The sequence below is a fragment of the Sporosalibacterium faouarense genome (assembly GCF_016765695.1).
GTDB classification, from domain to species: domain Bacteria; phylum Bacillota; class Clostridia; order Tissierellales; family VENL01; genus Sporosalibacterium; species Sporosalibacterium faouarense.
Map to the genome: position 1 here is coordinate 76988 of NZ_JAETGO010000098.1, position 25327 is coordinate 102314.

The 25327-nt window shown below is 29.5% G+C and carries 27 protein-coding genes and 1 pseudogene; 12 read left to right on the forward strand and 16 right to left on the reverse strand.

Annotated features, from left to right (window positions below; genetic code table 11):
* Nucleotides 1-31 precede the first annotated feature (31 nt).
* From JMO20_RS19505 to JMO20_RS19525, 5 genes are all read right to left on the reverse strand, one after another.
* Nucleotides 32-1384: a TldD/PmbA family protein gene (locus tag JMO20_RS19505; protein WP_202711496.1), complete on the reverse strand. Its 1353-nt coding sequence runs from the start codon at nt 1382-1384 to the stop codon at nt 32-34.
* Nucleotides 1384-2775 carry a TldD/PmbA family protein gene (locus tag JMO20_RS19510; RefSeq protein WP_202711498.1) on the reverse strand — a complete coding sequence of 464 codons (1392 nt, stop codon included), beginning with the start codon at nt 2773-2775 and terminating at the stop codon, nt 1384-1386. The genes JMO20_RS19505 and JMO20_RS19510 overlap by 1 nt, the downstream gene beginning before the upstream one ends.
* Nucleotides 2776-2881: 106 nt before the next feature.
* The gene (locus JMO20_RS19515; RefSeq protein ID WP_202711500.1) at nt 2882-4003 is read right to left on the reverse strand and encodes an aminopeptidase; all 1122 of its coding nucleotides are present in this window, start codon (nt 4001-4003) and stop codon (nt 2882-2884) included.
* Between the two features lie 343 nt (nt 4004-4346).
* Nucleotides 4347-4919 carry a hypothetical protein gene (locus JMO20_RS19520; protein WP_202711502.1) on the reverse strand — a complete coding sequence of 191 codons (573 nt, stop codon included), beginning with the start codon at nt 4917-4919 and terminating at the stop codon, nt 4347-4349.
* 94 nt (nt 4920-5013) lie between these two features.
* Nucleotides 5014-5565, reverse strand: a complete 552-nt coding sequence (locus tag JMO20_RS19525) for a class IV adenylate cyclase (RefSeq protein ID WP_202711504.1) — start codon at nt 5563-5565, stop codon at nt 5014-5016.
* A gap of 198 nt (nt 5566-5763) precedes the next feature.
* Between JMO20_RS19525 and JMO20_RS19530 the strand changes: the two genes are divergently transcribed.
* From JMO20_RS19530 to JMO20_RS19545, 4 genes are all read left to right on the forward strand, one after another.
* Complete coding sequence (locus tag JMO20_RS19530; RefSeq protein ID WP_202711506.1) at nt 5764-6162, forward strand: YetF domain-containing protein; 399 nt, start codon at nt 5764-5766, stop codon at nt 6160-6162.
* A 92-nt stretch (nt 6163-6254) separates the two neighbouring features.
* Nucleotides 6255-7820 (forward strand): spore germination protein, encoded by a 1566-nt coding sequence (locus tag JMO20_RS19535; RefSeq protein WP_202711508.1) that lies wholly within the window; start codon nt 6255-6257, stop codon nt 7818-7820.
* A gap of 21 nt (nt 7821-7841) precedes the next feature.
* Nucleotides 7842-9038, forward strand: coding sequence for a Ger(x)C family spore germination protein (locus JMO20_RS19540; protein ID WP_202711510.1), 1197 nt, complete (start codon nt 7842-7844; stop codon nt 9036-9038).
* A gap of 24 nt (nt 9039-9062) precedes the next feature.
* A complete protein-coding gene (locus JMO20_RS19545; protein WP_202711512.1) occupies nt 9063-9296 on the forward strand; it encodes a hypothetical protein in 234 nt (77 codons plus the stop codon).
* Here JMO20_RS19545 and JMO20_RS19550 read toward each other — a convergent pair.
* From JMO20_RS19550 to JMO20_RS19560, 3 genes are all read right to left on the reverse strand, one after another.
* Entirely contained in the window at nt 9293-10420 is a 1128-nt protein-coding gene (locus JMO20_RS19550; protein WP_202711514.1) for a GerAB/ArcD/ProY family transporter, read from the reverse strand. The genes JMO20_RS19545 and JMO20_RS19550 overlap by 4 nt on opposite strands.
* Nucleotides 10421-10491: 71 nt before the next feature.
* Entirely contained in the window at nt 10492-11586 is a 1095-nt protein-coding gene (locus tag JMO20_RS19555; RefSeq protein ID WP_202711516.1) for an FAD-dependent oxidoreductase, read from the reverse strand.
* 34 nt (nt 11587-11620) lie between these two features.
* Complete coding sequence (locus JMO20_RS19560; RefSeq protein WP_202711518.1) at nt 11621-12088, reverse strand: CBO0543 family protein; 468 nt, start codon at nt 12086-12088, stop codon at nt 11621-11623.
* 132 nt (nt 12089-12220) lie between these two features.
* On the opposite strand from JMO20_RS19560, the gene JMO20_RS19565 reads away from it, so the two are divergent.
* The 3 genes from JMO20_RS19565 to JMO20_RS19575 all read left to right on the forward strand — a co-directional run bounded on the left by JMO20_RS19565 (nt 12221) and on the right by JMO20_RS19575 (nt 13914).
* Nucleotides 12221-12448 carry a hypothetical protein gene (locus JMO20_RS19565; protein ID WP_202711520.1) on the forward strand — a complete coding sequence of 76 codons (228 nt, stop codon included), beginning with the start codon at nt 12221-12223 and terminating at the stop codon, nt 12446-12448.
* Complete coding sequence (locus tag JMO20_RS19570; protein WP_202711522.1) at nt 12445-12672, forward strand: hypothetical protein; 228 nt, start codon at nt 12445-12447, stop codon at nt 12670-12672. The genes JMO20_RS19565 and JMO20_RS19570 overlap by 4 nt, the downstream gene beginning before the upstream one ends.
* 153 nt (nt 12673-12825) lie before the next feature.
* Nucleotides 12826-13914, forward strand: a complete 1089-nt coding sequence (locus tag JMO20_RS19575; RefSeq protein WP_202711524.1) for an FAD-dependent oxidoreductase — start codon at nt 12826-12828, stop codon at nt 13912-13914.
* Nucleotides 13915-14061: 147 nt separating this feature from the next.
* Here JMO20_RS19575 and JMO20_RS19580 read toward each other — a convergent pair whose 3' ends face one another.
* The 4 genes from JMO20_RS19580 to JMO20_RS19595 all read right to left on the reverse strand — a co-directional run bounded on the left by JMO20_RS19580 (nt 14062) and on the right by JMO20_RS19595 (nt 18901).
* Nucleotides 14062-14232 (reverse strand): hypothetical protein, encoded by a 171-nt coding sequence (locus tag JMO20_RS19580; protein WP_202711526.1) that lies wholly within the window; start codon nt 14230-14232, stop codon nt 14062-14064.
* A gap of 98 nt (nt 14233-14330) precedes the next feature.
* Entirely contained in the window at nt 14331-15020 is a 690-nt protein-coding gene (locus JMO20_RS19585) for a metallophosphoesterase (protein ID WP_202711527.1), read from the reverse strand.
* A 39-nt stretch (nt 15021-15059) separates the two neighbouring features.
* Nucleotides 15060-17810 carry an ATP-binding protein gene (locus tag JMO20_RS19590; RefSeq protein ID WP_202711529.1) on the reverse strand — a complete coding sequence of 917 codons (2751 nt, stop codon included), beginning with the start codon at nt 17808-17810 and terminating at the stop codon, nt 15060-15062.
* Nucleotides 17807-18901: a metallophosphoesterase family protein gene (locus JMO20_RS19595; protein WP_202711531.1), complete on the reverse strand. Its 1095-nt coding sequence runs from the start codon at nt 18899-18901 to the stop codon at nt 17807-17809. The genes JMO20_RS19590 and JMO20_RS19595 overlap by 4 nt, the downstream gene beginning before the upstream one ends.
* 338 nt (nt 18902-19239) lie before the next feature.
* Here JMO20_RS19595 and JMO20_RS19600 point away from each other — a divergent pair, with 338 nt between their 5' ends.
* On the forward strand, nt 19240-20259 hold the full coding sequence (locus tag JMO20_RS19600) for a YeiH family protein (protein WP_202711533.1): 1020 nt from the start codon (nt 19240-19242) through the stop codon (nt 20257-20259).
* Nucleotides 20260-20400: 141 nt separating this feature from the next.
* Here the strand turns inward: JMO20_RS19600 and JMO20_RS19605 are convergent, their stop codons facing one another.
* From JMO20_RS19605 to JMO20_RS19620, 4 genes are read right to left on the reverse strand one after another with little or no spacing between them, the layout of a single operon-like run.
* Nucleotides 20401-21039: an ABC-2 transporter permease gene (locus JMO20_RS19605; protein ID WP_202711535.1), complete on the reverse strand. Its 639-nt coding sequence runs from the start codon at nt 21037-21039 to the stop codon at nt 20401-20403.
* A gap of 15 nt (nt 21040-21054) precedes the next feature.
* Nucleotides 21055-21702 (reverse strand): ABC-2 transporter permease, encoded by a 648-nt coding sequence (locus tag JMO20_RS19610; RefSeq protein ID WP_202711536.1) that lies wholly within the window; start codon nt 21700-21702, stop codon nt 21055-21057.
* Nucleotides 21702-22580, reverse strand: a complete 879-nt coding sequence (locus JMO20_RS19615; protein WP_202711538.1) for an ABC transporter ATP-binding protein — start codon at nt 22578-22580, stop codon at nt 21702-21704. The genes JMO20_RS19610 and JMO20_RS19615 overlap by 1 nt, the downstream gene beginning before the upstream one ends.
* Nucleotides 22577-22951, reverse strand: a complete 375-nt coding sequence (locus JMO20_RS19620) for a GntR family transcriptional regulator (protein WP_202711540.1) — start codon at nt 22949-22951, stop codon at nt 22577-22579. Before JMO20_RS19620 ends, JMO20_RS19615 begins: the two co-directional genes overlap by 4 nt.
* 168 nt (nt 22952-23119) lie before the next feature.
* Here JMO20_RS19620 and JMO20_RS19625 point away from each other — a divergent pair, with 168 nt between their 5' ends.
* The 4 genes and pseudogenes from JMO20_RS19625 (at nt 23120) to JMO20_RS19640 (ending at nt 25286) form a co-directional block, all read left to right on the forward strand.
* A complete protein-coding gene (locus JMO20_RS19625; RefSeq protein WP_202711542.1) occupies nt 23120-23443 on the forward strand; it encodes an ArsR/SmtB family transcription factor in 324 nt (107 codons plus the stop codon).
* A gap of 3 nt (nt 23444-23446) precedes the next feature.
* Nucleotides 23447-24499, forward strand: a pseudogene (locus JMO20_RS19630) (permease).
* Nucleotides 24500-24627: 128 nt separating this feature from the next.
* Nucleotides 24628-24867 carry a thioredoxin family protein gene (locus JMO20_RS19635; RefSeq protein ID WP_202711544.1) on the forward strand — a complete coding sequence of 80 codons (240 nt, stop codon included), beginning with the start codon at nt 24628-24630 and terminating at the stop codon, nt 24865-24867.
* A 221-nt stretch (nt 24868-25088) separates the two neighbouring features.
* Nucleotides 25089-25286, forward strand: a complete 198-nt coding sequence (locus JMO20_RS19640) for a thioredoxin family protein (RefSeq protein WP_341534069.1) — start codon at nt 25089-25091, stop codon at nt 25284-25286.
* The last annotated feature ends 41 nt before the right edge of the window (nt 25287-25327 follow it).

The window sequence follows — 25327 nt, forward strand, 5'->3', positions numbered from 1 at the left end:
TTATCTTTTGTTTATATAATAGTATATGTAACTACTCTCCAGAGACTGATAACTCTTTTATTTTTAAAGAAGGGGAACCTATGTATCCATATCCAGGAAGATTGAATTTAATATCTGATCCTACTTCTTCGATATTCTTTAGCATATCATAATAATTACCTGCTACTGTTATTTGATTTACTGGTCTATTAATCTCTCCATTTTTTATTAAATATCCATATGCTGAAAGGGAAAAATCTCCTGATATAATATCAAGTCCTGAATGTAAACCTTGAAGTTCTATTATTAATATCCCATTATTAGTAGTACTTATCAACTCTTCTAAAGAAGTATCTCCTTCTTCAATATACATATTTGTCGGCGCTATTTCTATAGATGATTTATATGATGCTTTATAGGCATTTCCAGTAGACTCAACTCCATCTTTTTTTGCTGTTTTCATATTATGCAAATAAGTATTTAAAACGCCATTTTCAATTATCCTTTTATACTTAGTGGCTACCCCTTCACCGTCAAAAGATTTTGAAGCGACACCCTTCTTCATAAATGGGTCATCTATTAGAGTAATATTATCATTAGCAATTGTCTCATTTAATTTATCTTTAAGTAGTGATAAATTCTTTTGCACCTGCTCTGCAGAGAAAATTGGCGCAAAAGCTTCTAATAGGCTAGCAGCTGCATTGTTTCTTAAAATAATAGGATAGTTATCAGACTTAACACTTTTAGCCCCTAGCATTGATACTGCCTCTTTAACGGCTTCATTCGCTAACTTCTTAGGATTAAAATCAGCAAAATTATTGGAGACAACATATCTAGCTCCATTTTTCACATCTTCTCCTTCTTTAACTATTGCTGAAATATATCCATATGCAACATTTGCTTTATCTTCAATATCTAATCCCTTTGTATTTTTCATTATACTATTAATAGTATTTTCTCCAAATAGGCAATAGTCTACTGCTGTAACTCTAGGATCGGAATTAAATGCCTCCTTTTCTAAGGCTTTTATAAAACTGATTTTCTCTTCAGTTGATATGTTTTGAAAACTTTCATCATATACGTTCACTTCTCTATAACTTTCTGACCCTTCAAACATCTCTTCTATATCTTCGCTATCTATAACCTTTGCATTTGATATTAGCTCTTCTATTAAAATATTCAATGATGTTTCATCTATCTTTTCAGTATATGAATACCCCATTTTTCCTCTATATATTCCTCTGAAGGATAATCCCTCTTCTTCTGCCTTGCTAAACTTATCTATTTCTCCTTTGAACACCATTAGCTCTAATTCACTATTTCTTTGAACAAATACTTCCATATCTTCTATACCAGCTAATCTGCCTTTCTCAAACAATAAATCTATAAATTCCTTCTTTGTCATTACTTATCACCCTTTCTTCCGCCTACTGTCATGGATTTAACTCTAATTGTAGGCTGTCCTACATTTGCTGGTATTGATCCGCTTATGGAACCGCACATTCCTTGACCATGATCTAAGTTATTTCCTACCATATCAATTTTCTTCAAAATGTCTGCACCATTTCCAATTAGAGTTGCCCCCCTAACTGGCTTATCAATTTTTCCGTTTTTAATAATATATCCTTCCATTACAGCAAAATTGAAATCTCCAGTGGAAGTATCTACTGAGCCACCGCCCATATACCTTGCGAATAATCCATATTCTGTATTAGCAATAATCTCTTCCTTTGTAGATTTGCCATTATCTATAAACGTATTAGTCATTCTAGAGGTAGGTGCAAATTTATATGATTGTCTTCTCGATGATCCAGTAGACTCAACTCCCATTCTTCTTCCATTAAGCTTATCAACAAGATATCCTTTTAATATACCATTCTCAATAAGTACATTTTCCTTTGTTGGAGTTCCTTCATCATCGATATTCTGAGAACCCCAAGCATTAGCCATAGTACCGTCATCTATAGCTGTAACTATATCAGAAGCGACCTTTTCACCTATCTTATTTGAATATACAGAAGTACCCTTTGCTACAGAAGTGGCCTCTAATCCATGTCCACACGCTTCATGGAAAATAACTCCTCCGAATTCATTATCAATTATAACTGGCATTTTCCCACTTGGACATAGTTCTGCATTTATCATAGTTGTTGCAATTCTTGCAGACTCTTTAGCATAATCCTCAATATTTATAGTGTCATAAAATTCAAATCCCATATGGGCCCCTCTAGCATATCTACCTGTTTGCATCTCTCCATTTTTAGAGGCAACTGCACTAATTCCTGTTCTAGTCCTAACTCTTTTGTCTTCAATTAATAGTCCCTCTGAATTGGCTATCAATACATTTTGTTCACGATCCATATAGTTAACAGAAACCTGTGATATTAACTCATTATAATTTTTAGCGGCATTATATGCCCTTTTCATTAATTCTACTTTTTTTATTTTTTCGATAGTATTAGGCATTATAAGTATTTCATTATTGTTTCTAACATGACTTCTTATGAGATTAATACTTATATCCCCCTTTACTCCTCCCACTGCCAAAGCTGCTTCCTGTGCCACCTTAATAAGATTTTCCTTTGAAGAATCATTTGTATACGCATATACACTATTGGTGCCACTAAATATTCTGATCCCAACTCCATAGTCTCTTCCAGACATGGCTCTTTCTATATTTCCTCCAATTAGAATTAACCCTGTATTCCTCTTGTCTTCTACAAAAATTTCTACAAAATCTCCACCTATAGATAATGCTGCATTCATAACAGCCTCGATAACCGACTTATTTAGCATTCATAAAACCTCCTGTATAACTTTCTTAAACTCTATTAAAAGCTCCTACTGAATTCTACAAGAGTAGGAGCTTAATTAGTTCTCTTATTTAACTTAATTTTCTTAACTATTTACTCTCAATAACCTCATACTTAAATTGTCCATTTTCATAAAACAATTCTCCATCTGCGTATATTTTTCCGCCATCCTTCATATCACAAAGCATATCCCAGTGTATTGTTGATTCATTTATTCCTTTGCTTTCAGGTATTGACATTCCCAATGCTGCATGTATAGTTCCGCCTATTTTCTCATCAAAAAGCATATTCTTTGTGAATTTAGTTATGCCATAATTAGTACCGATAGCAATTTCACCTAATCTTTTAGCTCCATCATCAGTTTCAAGTAAAGCCAACAATAAATCTTCACCCTTTGCTGCAGTAGCATTAACAACTTTACCCTCTTTAAAATCTAGTCTAATATCTTCTATTTCCTTACCCATGTAAATACCTGGATAACTAAATCTAATATGCCCTTCAACTGAGTCTTCAACTGGACCTGTAAAGACTTCCCCATCAGGGAAATTCACCTTGCCATCACAATTAACCCATTTTCTTCCTTCAACTTTCATTTTTAAGTCAGTATCTTTAGATATAATATGTAATTCCTTCTTAGTATTAAGGTAATCTGCTATTTTTTGTTGTTCTTTAGAAATTTTCTTCCATTCAGCAATTGGATCATCTTTATCAATATGCCCTGCCTTAAATACAAAATCTTCGTATTCTTCTAATGACATATTACCTTCTTGAGCATCAGAATGAGTAGGAAATTGGGTACCAACCCATCTAAATTCTCCATTTGCTTCTCTTTGATTTCTTATCCTTACTAAATCCTTCATTGCTTTCATTCTTCCAGACATCTTTTTAGGGTCTATGTTAGAGTTTGCTTTTGTATTAACTCCTCCCATAAGTCCTATTAAGGCATCGTACTCTTGGATTGCTACCCTTGTTACTGGAGAAACAAATTCAATTTGTTCTGAACTACCTTCCTTTAACATTATTTCATTAAGTCCCTCAATGCTTGCTTTTATTTCAGGATGGGCTCCAACTTTTATAACTTCTCTATATAATTCTTTCAATAGCGGTTCTGATATAGTACTTCCTGCTAATTGTACATATTCTCCTTCCTTTAATTCAAGTGAATAATTAACTAATAAGTTAGCTAACTTTTGTAATCTAATATCACGCATTACTTCTCCCCCTTATAATAACAAGTTTTGTTACTAAATATATTCTACACATTATGGTATATTCCTTCCATTTTCAGAATTTTTTATCTTTTCTTACATTTTCTTAATATTTTACTGCTTTGTTTTTATATTTTTTCAATAATTGTTTAAAATTATAAACGATAGTTTTACTATTTTTGTGCTTCATTCAAGTTAGTATATTACATAATTAAATATTTAAAGGTTAGCTCCTATTGAAGCTAACCTTTTTGCACTGTACATAAGTAAATTCTAGAAAAAGCCAAGTAGAATTACTAATAGTGGGAAGAAAAATGGATGTATTTTGTTGTATTTTTACTATATATTAAAATTCACTATCGGGCTTCTTCATTAAATCAAGAATGGTTTCTATTTTTTTCATTCTTCGTTTTCCTTGATCAGGCATGATTGGTTTAAGACAATTAACTAAACTAAGCATTTCATCTGTTTTAGAAACTCCCTGCCCCTTTACTCCCTTTTTATGTCTATCTAATTTCGATGAAGTCTCTAAAAGTCTTTGTCTAGTTGAAATAAGATTATCTGCTATTTCTTTCCCTTTTCCCTCTAGATGCTTTGACATTTCAGCAAGAATTTTTTCCTTTCTATCACCACTAGATATTCCTTGTGTTAAGGCTGTAGATGTTTTACTATAGTTTGAATTTTGTATTTTATTTACTTTGTTGAATATTTCAATTATATCTTGTACCTTATTTAAGGTATCTTGTTCTTGAAATGAGAAATATGGTTTTATGTTTTCAATCAATTCACTTTTACTTTCAAAATTCTTATCAAATTTCAAATTTAAGCTCATTCCCTTCTTATCACTTAACAATAGTAAAAGTGGAATTGCAAATATTGCAAGACTCTTCAAATCCAAATCTTCTAATCCTTTAATCATTGCGTAAACCACCTTTATCTTTATTTAACATGTCAAAATCTTCCTTATTATATTTTATGTTAAACATTAGTAAAGGTGATAATTATTATATCTTTTATATATCTCCTAGATTTAGAGCCATTCTTAATTGGCCCAAGGATTTTGATGTTACATTATCTGGATTAAGTCCTAAAAGTTTTATGGCTCTTTCTAAATCTTTTTTTTCTTGTACCTCAATTTCTAAATATGGATATGGATATGTAGCTTTATCCCATGTATCTATATCGAATCTTATATTTTCATATGTATAAGATACTCTTTCTTTAGTCCCTCTATGTTTAATGCTTAATTCTAAATACTTTAATATCTCTTCAAGAGATTTGCTATCTTCAATCTTTGTTTCAATTTCTACATTTTCTCTTAACTCATCCTTTGATATGTTCTTCTTTAGAGTGAAAATGTATTCTGTTTTATCTTTAAGTATATCCTTACTCTCTCTTATTCTTAAATATCCATTCTCTTCTTTTTTAATTCTTCTATCTTCAGTATCAAATATTGTATTCACTTGATGTTCCTTCTTTAAGAGAGTAGCACCTATGCTCTGTAGTCTTTCTTCAATTCTCTCTTTATCAATATTTAAAACCTTAACTTCTAATTCCTTTGCCATTAATATCACTCCTATTAAAAACTTTTATATGATAGAATTGCATATTTACAAACTAAATATAATCTTAAATATATCTTTAATATACAATTTCATCATGTGATTAAATTTCATATATGATTATATCAAAAATCTACTAATGATTTTACTCCGTATCATAACAAACTATTATGTCAATCATCTAATAAAGGAGGTTTTTTTATGATTTCTTCACTATTGCCTATATTATTATATATTTTGGTATCAATTATAATTTTCTACATTTTCTATAAAATAATCATTGTACTTGATAAGCTAAAAAAGTATAGATTTTCTATAGCTTCAAACAAAACAATAGTCCATAGAGAAAAGTTCAGCCTTTGGAGTTATTTTAACACAGATAGTAATGTATCTGCTTCATCCTTAGTACAAATTCATAGACTAACCTTGCCTATAGATTTAATACTCAATGGAGCTTCTATTGACAAAAATCTCTTAATGATAAAAAAAGATATCCATTGGCTTAATAAAATATTAAGTAAAAATGGTATCAATGATATAACAAATGTTAGTCATGCATATTTAACATCCTCGGGGAAGGTAGAATTTCTACTATTTTAGTTTTCACATCATGCATACTATATGCATCCAAGGAAAAGCTAAGATATTATAGAAGACTTTTGATATTTGATATAAATATGGAGTGTTAAATCATGAAAAAATTTTTAGGATTATCAAACAACCAAAAATTTGATGAAGCTATGAAAGGTATAGAAAATATTGGCAGCAATTCTTTTGATGAGGTAAAGATAAGCAAAAGTATTGATGAAAATTCTAAATATTTGAAAATGATATTTGAGAACTGTTACGATATTGTTCAAAAAAAATTCAAAATAGGTTCTGAGCAAATAGATGGATTTATAGTTTATGTTAACGGAATAGTGGATAAAAATTTTGTTACTGAAAAAATTCTAAATACACTAATGACAGAATCTAGATTAACTGAGTTAGAAAAGAAAATAAATAAAAATAAATTAATAGAATTTGCTAATAAAAATATAACATCCATTGGGGATACTAAAAAAGTATATACAATCCAAGAAGCACTTGATAATATTTTAAAAGCAAACTGTGTTTTATTTATAGATGGCAATGATAATGCTTTAGCCTTTAATATAAAGACCTACGAATCTAGAGATGTAAGTACTCCTATTACGGAGTCTGTTATCAGAGGTCCTATGGAAGGGTACACAGAAAATATAAATACTAATACCGCTCTGTTAAGGAATAGAGTAAAGACCATAAATCTTAAAACTGAAAGTTTTGAGATAGGTTCTATTAGCAAAACAACAGTTGTTATATGCTATATCCATGGTTTGATAGATATAGGTATTTTAAAGGAACTTAGAGAAAGAATAGAAAAAATCGAAGTTGATATGATAAACGACAGTGGAGAAATAGAGCATTATATTGAAGACTCAACTTTTTCTCCCTTTCCTCAAGTAGGTGTTACTGAAAGACCTGATACATGTGCCGCTGCATTAGCTGAAGGAAGAGCTACTATCCTTGTTGATGGTTCTCCTTTTGCTTTGGTGGTTCCTAATGTCTTCGCTCATTTCTTAACTGCACCAGAGGACAAATATAACCGTTTTTATTTTACTTCATTCATAAGATTATTAAGGTACATTTCTTTTTTTATATCTTTATTTTTGCCGTCACTTTATGTAGCACTAATCACCTTTCATCAAGAAATGATACCTTCTAGCTTATTAATTACAGTTGCTTCGTCCTATGCTGGCATTCCATTTCCGGCTGTAGTCGAAGCTTTTCTTCTAGAGTTTACCTTTGAAATTCTTCGAGAAGCAGGATTAAGGCTCCCTAAGCCTATAGGTCAGGCAGTGAATATAGTTGGTGCTTTAATTATTGGTGAGGCTGGAGTTCAAGCTGGATTATCTTCTAGAGCAATGGTTGTTATAGTTGCTTTTACAGGAATAACCTCATTTGCTATGCCTGGTTATAATGCAGCAAGGATAGTTAGAGTATTCAGGTTCCTATTATTAGTATTAGGAGGAACATTTGGGCTATTTGGAATTGCCATCGGTGCTTTATTTATTTTAGTACACATGGCATCACTGAGATCCTTTGGAGTACCTTATCTATCTCCATTAGCACCTATCCATTTTAAAGATTGGAAGGATTTATTTATTAAATTCCCTTCAAAATATATTAAGGATAGACCAACCTTTATTCAAAAGTATAATTTGAGAAAAAGAAACTAAGTTTTGAAAGAAGGAATAGCAATGAAAAGATTTTTATTGTTTATATGTATATTGTTAACTTTGTCTCTTACTGGATGCTGGGGAAAAAAAGAGCTTGGAGATATTAGTATAGTAAGGGCTACTGGGATAGATATGGAGCCAAATGGCGACATCAGAGTAACAATTTTAGCTGAAGAGCCAACTGGAAGTAAAGAAACTAGTGCTTCAATGAGATCCTCTACTTGGATTGGATCAGATACAGGATCAAATATAAGAGAGGCTATGAAGAAATTGTTATCTCATTCTGCAAAGAGACCTTTATGGATACAGAATCAAGTTATTATAATAAGTGAAGATGCAGCTAATAAGGCATTAAAGGAAACTCTAGACTTTTTTGTGCGGAATAGAGAAATTAGGTTGGATAATAATATTTTAATTTCAAAAGCTAGGGTCTATGACCTTCTCCAACTTCCTTCATCTGTTCAAAGCAATCTTGTAGATTATCTTATAGGAATGATAGAAAATACCAAATTCTGGTCTGAGTCTTACATAGCCGATTTAAAGACCTACGCCCTTAAATACACGGATGACTATGTTTCCCCTGTTACTGGCTCAATAGACTATTACAACACTACTATGAAAACGGTATCTACTGGTAGAGAATCTTATGGAATGTTAAAAACAGGAGATTCCGATATTGGTATTCCTGTGGTTGAAGGATGCGCGGCAATCAAAAAAGATGGCTCAATAGGTGTATTAACTTATGATGAAACCCAAGGCTTCCTTTGGATTATGGGGAAGGTTAAAGAAGGTGTAATTGAAATAGAAGGTCCAGAATACAATGGCAAATTAGTTATGATTAATATTAATTCTAAAATTGATAAGAAGGCTATTATTAATGAAGATGAAGTTGAAATAGTTCTAAACTTACAGGTTAATGGCGACATTGGAATTGATACAACTGAAATAGACCTAAGTAAAGACACTTTAATGAAGAATGCTGAAAAAGATTTTTCTAAGAAAATAGAGAATCAACTGAGAGCAACAGTTAAAAGGGCTCAAAAAGACTTTAAAACAGATATATTTTGCTTTAGTGAAATTTTAATAAAAAAACATCCTAATGCATGGAAATCAATGGAAAGCGATTGGGAGAATATATATGAAAATCTTAAAATTACATATAAAGTTGAAACAACCATACATCGTATGGGAATGCTAAATGAAAGTCTGTATCAATAATGCATATTATTGTGAGGTGATGATATGGTGATTATCGTAACTATTCTATTAGTTATAATTCTAGCAGTTCAAAGCTTTTGGTTGGTTAAAAGTAATAGAAAAAAAGAATTAATAGTCGTTACAATTATTATGATAATAAATTTATTCTATTCATATAATGCTTTCTTTCAATGGGAAATACCTAAGCCTGCCGAGGGTATCGACAAATTATATGAACCAATATCTCAATACCTCTTTAATGACCTTTTAAAATATTAGGAAGCTTTTTCAATACTTCCTTTTATTTTTTCTTTGATCATCACTATAACGAGTAATATGGCGGGGATTATTATTCCCATAGTAGCAGCAATTATAGGATGTACATAATGGGTTATATGAAAGAATGTTGCTATTCTGTCTACAGCTGTTGTCGCAAAAACTATAATTGTAATACCAACAGGTATTATCAAAAATTTATAGTTTTTAAAATTAAAAACTTGTGCTATTCCTAGTACAGTAAAATAGTAAAATATAGTTAACTTTACGAATACCCCTGCAATCCAAATACCAAGTATAGTAATCTCAAGATTTTCAATAAAGTCACCTATTGGTGTAAGACGAACGTACATCAAAGCAGGAAAAATAAATTTTTCTGTCAATGGACCAAACAAAGCTATTGCTAAAACTCCCATTTCTAGTGCAAATCCTAAGAAAATAATTGATATATATATATTCTTTTTTATATTCTTTTTATCTTTGACAAATGGAATAAGTTGAAGACATATGATAGAATCCAGCATAATACCATATAGAACAATACTTCCCTTAAGAGCTGGTTTTATTCCATGATACATTATAGGAAGGAAATTCATAAAATTCAGTGTCGGCATCTTAAGGGCTACTACAATTCCTAAAACCAATATCCCAATTGGTAATAAAATATCATTTGTTCGAGCCAATACTTCAATACCTAGCCAAACAGTATATCCAGCAAGTAAAACCATCATAATATGATAAATAACTATAGGAGCTTGGGGATTAAAAGCCGATACATAAAGTGAACTAAAATCCCTAGCTACAGAACTAGCCACAATCAATATATGGTGAATATACACTATACCAACAATTTTCCCTAGTGGCTTTCCTAGTATATCACATGAATATTGAAATATAGTCTTATTAGGATATCTAAAGGCAAGCTTAAAGTATATAGCAATTGAAATGAATGTAGCTATAGTTGTAATAATAACGGTAATCCACGAATCTTGCATAGCATCTTGGGCAACATATGCTGGAAAAAATATATCTATAGTAGATATCACAGTTGAAATCACTAAAAAAGACAGTTGAAAAGCTGATATTCTTCCTGATTCAAGTTCAAAAACACCTTTAGATATTTGCATTTATATTACACCCTCTACGTCAATTATCTCTAACCATTAAACTAGTATTTACAATACCTATAAAAAGTATTCTACTGAGGATATAACATGTTATCATCAGTATTTTTTATTTTATTATACAATTTTATTAAATAAGTTCTGTATTGGGCTTTATAAAAGGGATTTTTATATAATAGTTGTTTTACGCCAGGAAAATTCAAGAAGCTTAACATACCATCAAAATCTTTATTATTCATATTATTCATCATGATACGATATTCATGCTTGAGCTTTATATCTCTAATAATTGGTTGCATCATTTTATTATAATTTAAATTATTTACTATGCTTCGAGCTACTAAAAAACCACTTTCTATGGAACTTATAGCTCCAAATCCCATAAAAGAATCCATAAGTCCAGCCGAGTTTCCTATAAAGTAAACATTATCAATTTTTACTGGATTAACAAGTCCACTATGGGTTTCAAAATCCCTTGTTTCAGTCATTACATATCTAATATTCTCCTTCTTTAAAAACTTATTCCAATAATAATCCAGTTCATTATTTGATATATTATCTGTAGTTAAAGCTAAATAAGCCTTTTTCTCATTGTAGGGGAGCAAATATGCATAACCTTTCTTTGAATATTCGTTATCAATCCACATCATAAGAGAGTTAGATTTAAATGCACCTAAAACTGTGGCTATTCTACTATAGGCATTAAAGGTTTGAGCAAATATGCCATACTCTTTGGCAACAGAAGTTTCTCCTGTGGCTACAACAATATAGTCAAATTTATCTTTTAAATTAGAAGCTTTAACATATCTGTCAAAAAGTATATTAGGTTTAAATTTATTTAAAATTTGATTTTCTAATGAGGTTTCATCTGGACTTTTTATGAATATATGACCTAAATTTCCTTTTATAATAGTTTTATTATTAGGACTAAACATGATAATCTCTTTTAGCTTATTGTGAGGTTTAATTTCTAGCCTATAATTCTTCTTTAAGTAGCTAATGGCTGATCCCTTATATCTATTAAATAATTTTAATGTACATATAGTATATTCTAAGCTATCCCCTATATAGTTTTTCTTTTCAAAAACAGTTGCTTTAATTCCTAATCTATCTAATTCATACGCGCAGCTAAGACCTGATAAGCCTGCTCCTATTATTGCAACTTTCACGAGTTATCCCTCCAATTTAGCGTTAGCTTACCCTCTAATGTAATCTTCTATATACCCTGCCAAATGATACTATCAAGACATATGCTAATGTGTAAATAATTAGCGCTGCAAAGAGGTTCATATTTCTTTTATAGACAAACAAATTAGTACTAAATAAGGTTACTGATTCTATTATCATATTAGCTACAATAAATCCTATTGTCATTATTACATTTTTTACTTTATCTCTACTGATGTATTGATAGTAGATCATAGCTATCAAAGGAAAATAAATTAAACTAGATATGATTGAGACTTCTGGATATCCTGGATTTTTCAAAGGATATTCCCAATACCCAAGATGCAGACCAACAATTTCCAGTGTATAGTTCTCTACTGCTATCATTAATCCTATAGGTAATAGTTCTTTTAATCTTTTTTTATCAATAATCTTCAGAAAAACAACTATTAATATAATAACGTTTCCATAGAAAAAAATAAAAGTCCATAAATTCTTATCCATTTTCTTCTCCCTTCACGACATCGTATAATCATAATATTTACTTAAATCAATTAAATTATAAAGTTAAATATAGAATATTATCTTAATAATAAGAAAAAATACTAACAAAGATTATTTGTGGAGGTATTTAATATGAAAAAGGTTTCTCAAGAGGATGTTTTAAATCTAGCCTTTACTAAAACATTGAATCGAGAAGAACTGTTAATAAAAAAATATGAAAGCTTCTATAGGCAAACTAATAATAAAGAAATTAAAAAAATATTAAAAGCACTAAAATCTACATCTAAAGAACATATAAAATTATCTAGAGAACTAATGTCAAATCTCAATATTCAAATAAGTGGAAGGATGATTAAATGAAGGATGAAGAAATCTTAAGAGATATATTGGATTTTAAGATTCATAATCAGATTTATTATAATGAATCCATTATTAATGTTAGAAATCCTGAGGCAAGACAGCTTTTTAAAAGCATGAGAGACGATGAAATGCGACACATCATCAAGCTACAACAGAAAATAGAGAGACTGTACAGTAAGACCAATATTATTTCTAAAATATTCCCTACTAAAGCTAAATATTAAGTTTAAAATAAGTACTATACTCAGTAACTAATTTAAATCTATGGAGAGATTAATAATGATGAGCCTTAATTTATTTATTTTCTTATCAATAATAATAGCTATACTTGTATATTCATGGTTTAAGCTATTAGATAAGTATGGGGGGTGAAATATTTGAATATTGCTATAATTGGTGGTGGAATAGCGGGTCTGTCCTGTGCCCATGAGCTTGAAAGACATGGTATTGTTCCTACAATCTATGAAAGGAATGGGTTTATTGGAGAGCAGTATGAACATGTCTCTGCAATACTGGAAATACTCCATAGACCCATAAAAGATGCACCTAAATACTTTTATGACAAGTTTAATATAAAGATTGAACCTATAAATACAGTTAATTCATTAGTTCATTATTCACCACATATTACAACTACCATTAAAGGAAACTTTGGGTATTTTTTTCATAGAGGTAAGAACGAGACAGCATTTAAGCCACAGTTACTTTCTCAGTTGAAAAAAACCAAGATAATATTTAATGAAAATGCTGATTATAAAGTTCTGCTAAAAAAATATGATTATGTTGTAATTGCAAATGGAAGTTCAAATTTCACTGAAGAACTAGGATGCTATCAGCATTGGGTTAATACATATGTTAGAGGAGCAGTAGTATCAGGAAGGTTTGATCCAAATGCATTACTTATGTGGATAAATAAAGATTATTGCAAAAATGGCTATGCCTATTTAACTCCTTTTAATGAAAAAAAAGCTTCTTTAATTTTAGTGGTAACTGATATTGTAGAAAAGCAAATTGATGAGTTCTGGGAACTATTTTTATATACTGAGAATTTAGACTATAAAATAATTGAAGAATATAAGCTTGAGCATAAAACAGGATTTGTATATCCTCATAGGCTAAACAATTTATATTTTTCTGGAAATGCTGGAGGTGGAATTGATCCTTTCTTAGGCTTTGGACAAATGAATTCATTAATGCAAGGTGTATTTGCAGCTAAGTCTATAGTTCTAGGCAAAGATTATGAGAAGTTAATCAAGAAACTAGAAAAAAACAATAAAAAACTACACGAATTTAGAAAAGCTTTTAATCAATTAACTAATTGGCAATATGATCTACTTGTCCGTTCAATAGATTTACCTGGAATCAAGCAATTATTATACTTTACACAGCTAAATGTAGTAAACGTAGGTGGGTCATTACTTGGATTAAAGAACAAAATTTCTACAAAAGGTAGGAAGAAAAACTGATAACATGTTATCAGTTTTATCTTTTGATAAGACTCCCACTTCTATAAGTGGGAGAGAAGACTTCTCTTCAGGTAGAGTAGAGTCTCCATCTGAAGCCCCGATGTTCTGCTTTAGCAGAACGAGTTCACTCTTGTTTTTATTTTCACCTTATTTTTTCTTTTCTTCATATGTAATAGTGGCCGAAAGCATACCTCCATACTTCTCATACTCTATATCAATGATTTCTAAGATTTCATCATTATGTTCTCGAATCCACGTTTCAACTTTTTCCTTAAGACCACTGGCATATTCATTTTCAAGCATAGTAATATGCTTCATAACTACATCTCCTTCAAAAGTATTTTCATTTATATAAATAGAATTGTAATATTACTTATTACAGTATAATATTCTCTTTTAAAGGATATGTTACCTAGTTAGATTAGTCTTTTTAGGTTAAAATTAATATAATCAGATGAAATACAATAGAAATCAATTCCATCAATTATTCCCTCAGTAACAAATTTATGCCCTTCAGCATGTAGATGCCCATATACACATATATCAACATCATATTTTTTCATTATATCAACGAATTCATTTGGACTTTTATCTGTTACATTAAAAGGAGGATAGTGTATCATCACAATTTTTTTCTTTACACTCTTCTTCAATGAAGATAATGATAATTCTAGTCTTGTTACTTCCCTATTGAAGATTTTCTCATCGTGATCATCAAATTCATCACTGTCCTTCGATGGCCAGCCTCTAGTTCCAAAGATAGCAATATCTTCATGGATATAACAATCATTTTGCAGAAAATGAATGGTGCTAAGTTCAAGAGATTCAAGCTTCTTTTTTGTTTCCCACCAATAGTCATGATTACCTTTAGTAATAACTTTGAAACCTGGGAGATTATCTATCTTAGATAAATCTTTATAGGCTTCATTATATTTTAGTGCCCATGAAATGTCTCCAGGCAACACCACTAAATCATCTTCATTGACTAAATCTATCCAATTACTAAAAATCTTTTCTTCATGATTCTCCCAATTTTCTCCAAATATATCCATGGGTTTTTCTCCAGTTGAATCCAAATGTAAGTCTCCTATGCCAAATATAGCCATTATTTCACCTCAATTATCTAAATGCTAGTTTTAAAAGTATTATAAGCATATATAATTATACTTTACTTTCAATTTATCTAAAAGATTTTTTTCTCTTTCATGACATGTAAATAATATTATCTGTCTATTTGTTCCTTCTTTTATTAAGAGTTTCAAAATTTCTTCAAGTCTTTTAACATCATATTGAGTAAAGCAGTCATCTAGTATTAAAGGAATATTATCATTCTCTCTAATCACATTTATAATTCCAAGTCTAGTAGCGAAATATAATTGGTCTATTGTTCCCCCACTTAGACTATCTATGGTTACCAATCTCTTGGTATTAGGGTCTATAACCTTTATATCAATATCCTCTGTAATTTTTACCTCTGAGTACTTTTCATTGGATACTCTACTGATAATATCTCCCACTATCTTATTTAATTTAGGTGCAAAGTCTCTTTGTATTTCCTTGGAAATATTATTAATTTTATTTTTTGCAATTTCTAAAGCCTGTAGCTTAAATTCAAAATCCCTTTTAATTCTATTTTTACGATTTATTTCTTCTTCAATTTCAACTAAAGTCCTTGATGAGGAGTTCATGTTTTTAATTCTTTCCTCTAGTCTAGTCAGCTCTTCTGTTTCTTTTCTCAAGGTAGTGTCAATATCTTTTATCATTAGCTTTATTTTTGTCCCGTCTTGGTCAATTGCTGTATTTAAATCTATATCTTCATACTTTAAAGCTTTTTGCTTTAGAATTTCTATACTATTATCACCTATTATTCCATTTAATAGACTTTCTTTACCTTTTTTCTCTTGCATTAGTTCTTCATATTTTTTCTTATATTCTAACCCTTCTTTAAATTCCTCAAAGCTTTTTATTCCATTTAATTCAAAGATATCTGCTAATTCACTATTGGTTCTATTTAATTTTGATTGCAGACTATTCAATTCTCTTTCAGTTTGTTTTATATCTTCCTCAAGTTTCTCTTTTTCTTTTAATATATCTAAATAACTTTTATATTGAACTTGTATCCTCTTGATGTTTTCTAAATTTATTTCGGCATTATAGCCAAGGGCGTCTAGAAAGAAGTTTATAAAGTTTCTGTAATTTTCTACTTCATCTAATATTTCATTTATTCTTTTCTCGACCTTCTTGAGACTATTATTCTTATCATTATATAATGCACATTCCATAGAATGCTCATTTATAAATGTCCATAGCTCACCTTTGGAACTACACTCATATTTATTTAATGTATTTTTCATTTTTTGTTCAATAGAGTTTAGTTTTTCTGCCTTGTTTTTTTCGCTATTCTTTAACTCCGATATTTGGTCATTTAATTTTTCCATATAGCTTTTCAATTCTTTCCTCGAGAACATAGAATATATCAACATTCCTATGGGTATTATTATACTCAAGTACAGCATTGGGTCAATGAGATATCCTAAAGCAATTGGAACTATACTTATTATTATAGATAGTGTAGCAAGAAGATTAAGTTTTCTATAACTCCTTGCCTTTTCATCTAATCTTGACTGCAGATACCCACTATTAGAATAATCTTTATCATACATCAATTTATTTCTTTCTTCCTCTAATCTTTCATATTCATAAAATTCTTTATTTAATTCTAATAGATCCTTATTGTCAATTGAATCGATTTCATTTGACAGTTTCCTTTTATTTTTTTCAAGCTCTTTCAGTTCTCTTTCTCTTTCCCTCAGCATTGTAAAATTGCTTGTCAAGTCCTCTAAATCATCAGTTTGTTCCACTTGAAGATTTTCAAATACCTTTAACCTATTTAGTCTTTCGTCTAGCTCATTCTGCTTATTTAATTGAGTCTCTTTTCTTATATCAATATCCTCAATATTTTCAGTTAACATACTTATGGTATTATCAAGCTTAACTGCAAATGTAAACTGCTCTTGGTCTAAACTTGAATATTCTTTGTATTCTTCAATCAATTCATCTATTTCATTAATCTCAGTTTCAATTTTTATAGCCTCATCAAATTTTCTCTTTGCATTATATCCTTCTAATATGTTTAATTTCTCTTCAAGACGTCTTTTTTCTCTTTCTAAATCTTCAATATTATTTCTAACTTCATTTGATATCATTTGAGTTTTCTTAATATCATCAACTAGATTAACTACTTTTTCTTTCTCCCTATTTAACTGATCAATCTCATCAACTATTTTTCCATAAGGTGATGTTTTAACTCTTCCTTTAGTTCCAATATTATCTATTTTTTGATTTAATTTATCCATAACATTTTTAATTGATATATCCTCATCGAGACTCCGACCTAGATTAATTAAACTATCCTTCACTTCTTTAGCAAGCTCTCCCTCAGTTTTATTTCCCAGTTGCTTTATGCTTATAGTATTATTATAGACAATTGAATTCAAATCCATATGAAGAGAGGTTGGTTGATGTAATCTTGTGGTGTTGTCATATATGAACCTCTTAGTTATATCTTCCCCTGTGCTCTCGTCATATATATTAACTTGGTCATCTCCTTTAATAAAATTTCTTTGTACCCTATATTCAATACCTTCAAATTCATACTTAATAACTCCGAAATAGTCATTTTGATTCCAAGGTTTATATTTATCATAATCATCTGTGTAAATCTTTCTTTTAGTATAGGGTTTAAAAAATCCATATAACATACCTTCAATAAATCTATGTATAGTAGTTTTTCCTGATTCATTATCTCCATAGATTAAATTAATTCCTTCTTTCAACTCTATCGCCTTATTATTGAATTTACCAAAGGCAGTTAATCCCAATTTATTGAATTTCATTTTCTCACCTTCTCATTAAATAAAACCTCAAGACCTTCATATAATGCTTCTTTAACTAAAGGATTGTTTAATCCTTCTTTCTTCATTTCTCTAATAAAGTCTCCTATTATATTCCCATTGTTTTGCTCTTCTATTTTTTCCAGATCATAATCTAATCGAGTATTATTAATTATCTCAATATACTTAAATTTATCTCTAAGGGTACCTTCAATATCTCTTATATTGAGCTTAATATCCCTATCAATAAAGCCATTTAGAATTATTCTATAAAGGTTTTTATTTTTATTCTCCTTGGTATCAATAGATACCATAGAATTAATAATATCTTGATAATCCATAGAACTGTTAATATCTATTTCTGTTATAACAAATTCTCTCTTGCCAAAAGGAATGAATTTAGTCATACATTTACCATTACTAATGGTGCCTTCAATTATTCCATGGATTCCAGTCTCTCCAAAATCAAGGGGCTCAGGACTTCCACAATATGCTATGTTCTTATCTATGAACTGATGCTTATGAATATGTCCCAATGCTACATAATCAAAACCCTTTAGATTTTCTTTATAAATAGGGAGATACATAGAGTCCTTATTTAGTATATCTCCATGGACTACTAATATATTTTCCATATGATTATCTAAGTTTACATGTTTCACTAAGTTTCTCTTTTCTAGCTTATTTTCCCAGCTTAACCCCCATATAGCTACATTTAAATCTTTAAATATTATTTTTTCCATATAATCTTTCTCAAAAACTATCACATTATTTGGCCAATCAATTAACTTGTACAAAGATTTCTTACTTAGATTATCATGATTTCCTGCCGTTATAATAACTCTAGTCTCTTTTAAAAGATTAAATATACTTCTGATTCTCTTAATATCACCAATGCTACAATATTCTTCTTCAAACAGATCTCCTGATATAAGTAATAAATCAATTTTTCTCTCATTTGCTCTATTAATTATTCTTTCAAAGGTTTCCCATATTTCTCTTCTTCTTATATTTGCAAACTCCGAGCTAAAGCTAGCATTTTCAAACTGTAGCCCAAGATGTAAATCTCCAGTATGTATAAAACTAATTCCCATAAAAAAACACCTCCACTAATAGAACATACATTCGATAATTATATCACATTTTCCTGCTTTTAATCAAAAAAAGTTTCAATTAAGTGAATTTATTTTTTATTAAAAGAGTTAATCTTGAAATATCTCTAGAACTAAATTATATAAGATTCTTCAAATATAACTCATAATCTATTTTTATAAATATTATATTAACTTCTCTTGATTTACTTTCATTTCTACTTTAACATATATTTATGGAATATTTTTAATTGATGAATTTGCATATTAAAATTTTATGCTAAAATATATTAAATTTGTGAATATACAAATTCCTCAGTTATTTAAGGAGATGAACTAATATGATAAAAAAGTTACCAGGCTTAGCTCTTGTATTATTAGTAACAATAATTTCAATATTAATCAATACATATGTATTTAGCTTTTTAGGTACATTAACCATTGGAATTATTTTAGGTATTTTTTATAGTAATACTATAGGAATTGATGAGAAATATCAGCCAGGAGTAACCTTTTCCCTTAAGAAGATTCTTAAATGGGGAATTGTTCTACTAGGAGTAGAGCTTAATTTTAATTTGGTCTTAAGTTTAGGCCCTTGGATAATTGCTCTTGTTATATTTTTAATGACTCTGTCCCTTATAGTATCAAGATTGCTAGGAAAATGGTTTAATATCAATCCAAAGTTAGCTACACTTCTTGGTGTAGGATCATCTATCTGTGGCACATCTGCTATAGTTGCAATGGGACCTGTAATTGATGCTGATGAGGATGATGTTGCAATCTCAGTTGCTATTATTAGTTTCTTAGGTGCAATAGGTGTATTAGTATATACTTTCTTTTCATATATACTTCCTTTAACCGACGTACAATATGGCATATGGGCTGGTGGTACATTACAAGGAGTAGCCCACGCCTTAGCAGCTGCTGGAGCTAGAGGAACGGATTCATTAAGTTTAGATATTGGGACAATAGTTAAAATGTCAAGGGTTGCTTTACTAGCACCAGTGGCAGTTGTACTTAGTTTTGCTTTTAAAGATAATTCAGCAGATTCTAATAAAAAGAAAAAGGTTAAATTTCCTATGTATGTTCTTTTGTTCATTCTGACAGGAGTTATTTTCACTTTAAATTCATCTCTGAACATTTTCCCAACTGCCTTTACTCTTTTAGGAAAAGATGTCAATATAGTTTCAATTATAAAAGAAATCAGTAGCTTTTTCATACTGATGGCTATGGTATCCATGGGATTAAAAGTCAATTTCAAGAGCTTTAAGACTAAGGGTCTCAAGGCCCTTTATGCATGCAGTTTATTATTTCTATTACTTTCAGTTACTGGATACTTCTTATCTAAGTTAATAGCTTAAAATATAAAGGCTTCCGCTAACTATCCTAGCTATTTTAGCACTTAGATAGTCAACGGAAGCTTCTTGATTATTTTTCACTCAATTGTCTTTATAAACTTCTGAATAAAAAAGAGCTTAAAGATTTATTATGGTAATCCTAATTTAATGATTAAACTTATAGAATAACCGAATACTATTTAATACCAGCAACACTAATATAACTCCAAAAGCAAATACAAAGTTCCAAGGATCGATATTATTTATATAGTTCAATATATTGATAATTAGTTCTTTTGAAATGATGTTTTGAAAAACCAATTTTGTTATCATAGGTAAAAATGCTATACCAATTAAAACAAACCTTGAGTAACTTATTGCCTTCACTGCTCCATATTTATATACAAAGTTATACAGTATACTTGCAAATAAAATTGCTATACCTGCACTAACAAGTATTACTAGATATGTTTCAGTACTAATATTACCTTTCTCAAGAATAGCTACGATTAATATTGAATAGAGTGCTCCAATCCCTGCCAATACTAGAGCTGTTAGGTATTTACTTATTACAATTTTATAAGGCTTGATAGGTAGAGTTTTTAGCAAATTATAACCTTTGTTTTTATCTTCATACATTTCATTCCTTGCTATAATACTAAAAGCTATGATTAGGGAAGGAACTCCCAATAAGCCTATATTTCCTGTGCTTCTCCCTAAAATTATAAAAACAAGTCCTACAATTAAATACATAATTATTGTTTTTCTTGATTGATAAATATCCTTAAAAATTATATACCCCATAAAACAACCCCCTGTCTACACATTTTGAAAATTTCTAAAGAATTTCATTGATACTAGCATACACAATTGATAAAATACAATGCTAACTACAAAAAGGACTATACTGTTAAAGATATTAATTTCAGTTATCATGCTCATAAATGGTATATCAAAATTAAACTTTTCATTAATGATATTCATCAAACCAGGACTAAAAAACACTATAAAGAATACAACCCTTGAGATATTAATTGCTATTCCCGAACCAAACTTATATAAAAGTATATAAAATATACCTATAAATAATAGAGTTGTACTGACACTATTTATAATCGTAGTAACCATATCAGTGCTCAATCCAGTTGACATAGATTTTATTTTTATTATTATAAATGTATATAATCCACCCAATAATATTAATATAAAAGATGCTGTGAATTTGCCTATTACAATTTTATACTGTTTAAGTGGTAAGGTTCTCATTAAAGAATATCCTTTGTTTTTATCTTCATTATGTTCATTAGTCATTACGACCATAAAAGCTATCATTAAGACAAATCTTCCCACCATTAAATTTTCTTCAGTCCCAGAGGTTAAAGCTACTATAAATAATGATCCAAAAATTAGTGACAATAATATCATCTTTTTACTTTGACTGAATTCCTTAAAAATAATATATAACACTATTCTTCCTCCCTCACTAATGAAATTAATATTTCATCTAGAGTAGCATTACTTATTTTTATTCCATCATTGATATTCTTTAAGCTAAATATATTCTTAATCTTGGAATAGTTTTTAGTAATACCTGTTATGCCAAAATAATTTTCCTCTATTCCTATCATTAATCTTTTGATTTCTTGATCAACCAAATTTTTCTTTAAGCTAATCTTTTTCCAATTTGTTAAAATATTCTCTTTCTCTTGAGACAATACAATTTTGCCATTAATTATATATGTTACATAATCAGCAATTTTTTCAATATCTTCTGTAATATGAGATGAGAATAAAACTGATTTATTTTCATCCTGTATAACTTCTAGCAGAATATCTAAAATTTCTTTTCTTATAACTGGATCTAATCCTGATGTTGGTTCATCCAATATTAGTAATTCTGGATGTCTAGCAAGGGCTAAAGCTATACCTAATTTTACTTTCATACCCTTAGATAGTTCTTTTATTTTCTTAGTTTTACTAACTTTAAATTTACTTAATAAGCTATTGAAATATTCTTTATCCCATTTTTTATAGTACTGAGATATAAATTTCTCAGTCCATGCTACTGACATATCTTCGTAAAAAATCTGTTCTTCCCCTACATACCCAATTCTGTTTTTAATTTCTTCCTCATTATTTTTATAATTAAGGCCAAATATTTCAACTTCTCCTCCATTAGATTTCAGGAGATTCATAATTAATTTTATAGTTGTGGATTTCCCAGCACCATTTGGCCCTATTAGTCCCATAATATATCCCCTTGGTAATTCAAAGGATACATCTTTTAAAGTAAACTCACTATATTTTTTTCTCAAATTATTGACTTTTAATATACTGTTACTCATCTTTCACCCTCCATCTCTTTTAACAGTTTTATGATATCTTTGATATCAATATCAAATTTACTAGCATCCTCTAAAAGACTCTCTAATCTCCCTTTTATTTCTCCCATTTTTTCTCTCCTTAAATCATCTTTCCTAATATCATTGACAAATGAACCTAATCCTCTTCTAGTGATAATATACCCTTCATTTTCAAGCTCACTATAGGCTCGTTTTATGGTTATAACACTAATCTTCAATTCATTAGCCATACCTCTAATAGAAGGTAAAGCGTCTCCTTCTTTTAATTCCCCTGTTATTATTGCATTTTTCATTTGGTCCTTAACCTGCTTATATAAAGGGTCTGGATTATTATTTGAAATACTTATAAACATTATTTTCTCCCTTCACTGTACATATAGTATATATACAGTATACAAATTATACACACACCTGTCAAGTTATTTTATTTAAATTTTATCTTGATAAATTTTATACATTGTTATATTATGATATTAGAAAATTCTAATATACTTATTTTATAGCGAAGGTGGTTGTATATAATGAATGATTTGTTTTTTAAGCTAACTGCATCCTATTTAAAAGCCTTATCCCATCCTACTAGATTAAAAATTATTAACATACTCAAAGAAAAAGAGCTTTGTGTTTGTGTTATTTTGGAAAAATTAGATTTAGAACAATCAAATGTTTCTCAACATTTAAGAGTTCTAAAAGAACAGAACATAGTTGAAAGTCGTAGAGATGGTTCAAAAATTATGTATAAGGTAAAAGATAGAAATGTTTTTTTCATCCTTAATAAAATCAATGATAGTCTTTTAAAGCAGTTATCGGAAACTCAAGACCAACTCAAGAAAGGTGGTCTATAATAAATGGAGAATATTTCAAAATTTTTTAGTATCTTTAAGATTCTATTTTTACCATTTACATGGGTAGATAAAGGTTTAGTCTATTTAGCCAACATCATATCTCCTCAAATAGTTGATTTTACTAACTGGTTATTAAGTCAAACTGGAAAGAATTTTAGGGTAGGAGACCGATTTCTCGGTTCAGTAAACTTCTTTATCTATGATAGCTTTAAAATAATAATTCTGTTAAGCTTTATGATTTTCATTATATCCTTTGTAAGAAGCTATTTTCCGCCTGAAAGAGTTAAGAAAATGCTTAGTAAGTTCAATGGTATATGGGCAAATATTATTGCTTCTATACTTGGTGTACTATCTCCATTCTGAAGCTGTAGTACAGTTCCTATTTTTATAGGATTTGTGGAATCGGGTATTCCACTAGGAGTAACATTTACTTTCTTAGTAACCTCACCAATTGTAAATGAAATTGCTTTGGGATTTTTATTTATTACCTTCGGCCCTAAGATTGCTATTGTTTATACTTTAGCTGGAATAATAATTGGTGTTATTTCAGGTATCATTATTGAAAAACTTCATTTAGAACATCTAGTAGAAGAATATGTATATCAAATTCATTCTGCAGAAGTTGAAATTGAAAAATTGAATTTCAAATCAAGAATAAAGTTCTCTTTAAATGCAGTATGGGATATAGTTAAGAGAGTTTGGGTATATGTAATAATAGGTATTGCTATCGGAGCAGCTATCCATGGATATGCACCATCAGATTATCTTGTTAGATATGCAGGTCCTAATAATCCATTTGCTGTTTTTGTTGCAGTTGTCTTAGGTATTCCACTATATTCTAACGCAGTAGGTACAATACCTATTGTAGAAGCATTAATTGGTAAAGGGGTAGGAGTAGGAACAGCCTTGGCATTTATGATGTCTGTAGTTGCATTATCTCTCCCAGAAATGATTTTATTAAAAAAGGTTATTAAACCTAAGCTAATTGCTATTTTTGTTGCTATAACCGGAATTGCCATTATTCTAGTTGGTTATTTATTTAATATTATTCTTTAATTAATCTTATAAATATTTTGTATACTTTGTCTAATCTAAGATTAAGTTAATTGTATAATATTCTTGTTAAGATATGTATTAATTTAATTATTAGCTACTTCTAAAAAAACAATATAAGGAGCGATTTTATGAATATCAAAATATTAGGAACTGGATGTAAAAAATGTAATCGTTTATATGAATTATGTAAAGAGTTAGTTGACGAAATGAGCATAGAGGCTAGTGTTGAAAAGATAGAAGACATTAAAGAAATTGTAGGCTACGGAGTTATGGGTACACCAGGTTTAGTTATAAATGAAAAAGTATTAGTAGCTGGTAAACTTCCTTCTAGAAAAGAAGTTAAAAAGCATATAGAAAATAATTTATAAAGAATTCATCTAAAATAATACGTTATCATTTGAGAAAATTCCATTTTAAAACCTAGCAAAGATATATTTAATTTGTAAATATGCAATTTTCTCACTTATGATTTCTATTCTATCTATATAAATTTTATTTATCAAGTACATGAAAAATATTTTATGGAGGTAAAGGTATGGATATAAAAATTCTGGAGCAAATTTGTTGAGGCGGAAGCAAATTAGCGCCCATCGTGAATGAGGCATTAATACGTTTAGGTTATGATTATGACTATGAAATTATAGTTTCTCTAAAAGATATAATAGAGTACGGTGTATCAAAAACTCCTGCTCTAGTTGTAAACGGAAAAGTGGTTTTTGAAGGCAAAGTGCCTTCTATTATAGAGATGCCAGATATACTTGAAGAAGCTTTTAATAATTTAAAATAAGTAATTAAAAAGGTGGTTGATTTAATATATTGAACATTATC

Bases quoted from the DNA above. Each gene is read 5' to 3' on its own strand.
- JMO20_RS19505 (WP_202711496.1), bottom strand. From the start codon at position 1,384: ATGACAAAGAAGGAATTTATAGATTTATTGTTTGAGAAAGGCAGATTA.
- JMO20_RS19510 (WP_202711498.1), bottom strand. From the start codon at position 2,775: ATGCTAAATAAGTCGGTTATCGAGGCTGTTATGAATGCAGCATTATCT.
- JMO20_RS19515 (WP_202711500.1), bottom strand. From the start codon at position 4,003: ATGCGTGATATTAGATTACAAAAGTTAGCTAACTTATTAGTTAATTAT.
- JMO20_RS19520 (WP_202711502.1), bottom strand. From the start codon at position 4,919: ATGATTAAAGGATTAGAAGATTTGGATTTGAAGAGTCTTGCAATATTT.
- JMO20_RS19525 (WP_202711504.1), bottom strand. From the start codon at position 5,565: ATGGCAAAGGAATTAGAAGTTAAGGTTTTAAATATTGATAAAGAGAGA.
- JMO20_RS19530 (WP_202711506.1), top strand. From the start codon at position 5,764: ATGATTTCTTCACTATTGCCTATATTATTATATATTTTGGTATCAATT.
- JMO20_RS19535 (WP_202711508.1), top strand. From the start codon at position 6,255: ATGAAAAAATTTTTAGGATTATCAAACAACCAAAAATTTGATGAAGCT.
- JMO20_RS19540 (WP_202711510.1), top strand. From the start codon at position 7,842: ATGAAAAGATTTTTATTGTTTATATGTATATTGTTAACTTTGTCTCTT.
- JMO20_RS19545 (WP_202711512.1), top strand. From the start codon at position 9,063: ATGGTGATTATCGTAACTATTCTATTAGTTATAATTCTAGCAGTTCAA.
- JMO20_RS19550 (WP_202711514.1), bottom strand. From the start codon at position 10,420: ATGCAAATATCTAAAGGTGTTTTTGAACTTGAATCAGGAAGAATATCA.
- JMO20_RS19560 (WP_202711518.1), bottom strand. From the start codon at position 12,088: ATGGATAAGAATTTATGGACTTTTATTTTTTTCTATGGAAACGTTATT.
- JMO20_RS19565 (WP_202711520.1), top strand. From the start codon at position 12,221: ATGAAAAAGGTTTCTCAAGAGGATGTTTTAAATCTAGCCTTTACTAAA.
- JMO20_RS19570 (WP_202711522.1), top strand. From the start codon at position 12,445: ATGAAGGATGAAGAAATCTTAAGAGATATATTGGATTTTAAGATTCAT.
- JMO20_RS19580 (WP_202711526.1), bottom strand. From the start codon at position 14,232: ATGAAGCATATTACTATGCTTGAAAATGAATATGCCAGTGGTCTTAAG.
- JMO20_RS19585 (WP_202711527.1), bottom strand. From the start codon at position 15,020: ATGGCTATATTTGGCATAGGAGACTTACATTTGGATTCAACTGGAGAA.
- JMO20_RS19590 (WP_202711529.1), bottom strand. From the start codon at position 17,810: ATGAAATTCAATAAATTGGGATTAACTGCCTTTGGTAAATTCAATAAT.
- JMO20_RS19595 (WP_202711531.1), bottom strand. From the start codon at position 18,901: ATGGGAATTAGTTTTATACATACTGGAGATTTACATCTTGGGCTACAG.
- JMO20_RS19600 (WP_202711533.1), top strand. From the start codon at position 19,240: ATGATAAAAAAGTTACCAGGCTTAGCTCTTGTATTATTAGTAACAATA.
- JMO20_RS19605 (WP_202711535.1), bottom strand. From the start codon at position 21,039: ATGGGGTATATAATTTTTAAGGATATTTATCAATCAAGAAAAACAATA.
- JMO20_RS19615 (WP_202711538.1), bottom strand. From the start codon at position 22,580: ATGAGTAACAGTATATTAAAAGTCAATAATTTGAGAAAAAAATATAGT.
- JMO20_RS19620 (WP_202711540.1), bottom strand. From the start codon at position 22,951: ATGTTTATAAGTATTTCAAATAATAATCCAGACCCTTTATATAAGCAG.
- JMO20_RS19625 (WP_202711542.1), top strand. From the start codon at position 23,120: ATGAATGATTTGTTTTTTAAGCTAACTGCATCCTATTTAAAAGCCTTA.
- JMO20_RS19635 (WP_202711544.1), top strand. From the start codon at position 24,628: ATGAATATCAAAATATTAGGAACTGGATGTAAAAAATGTAATCGTTTA.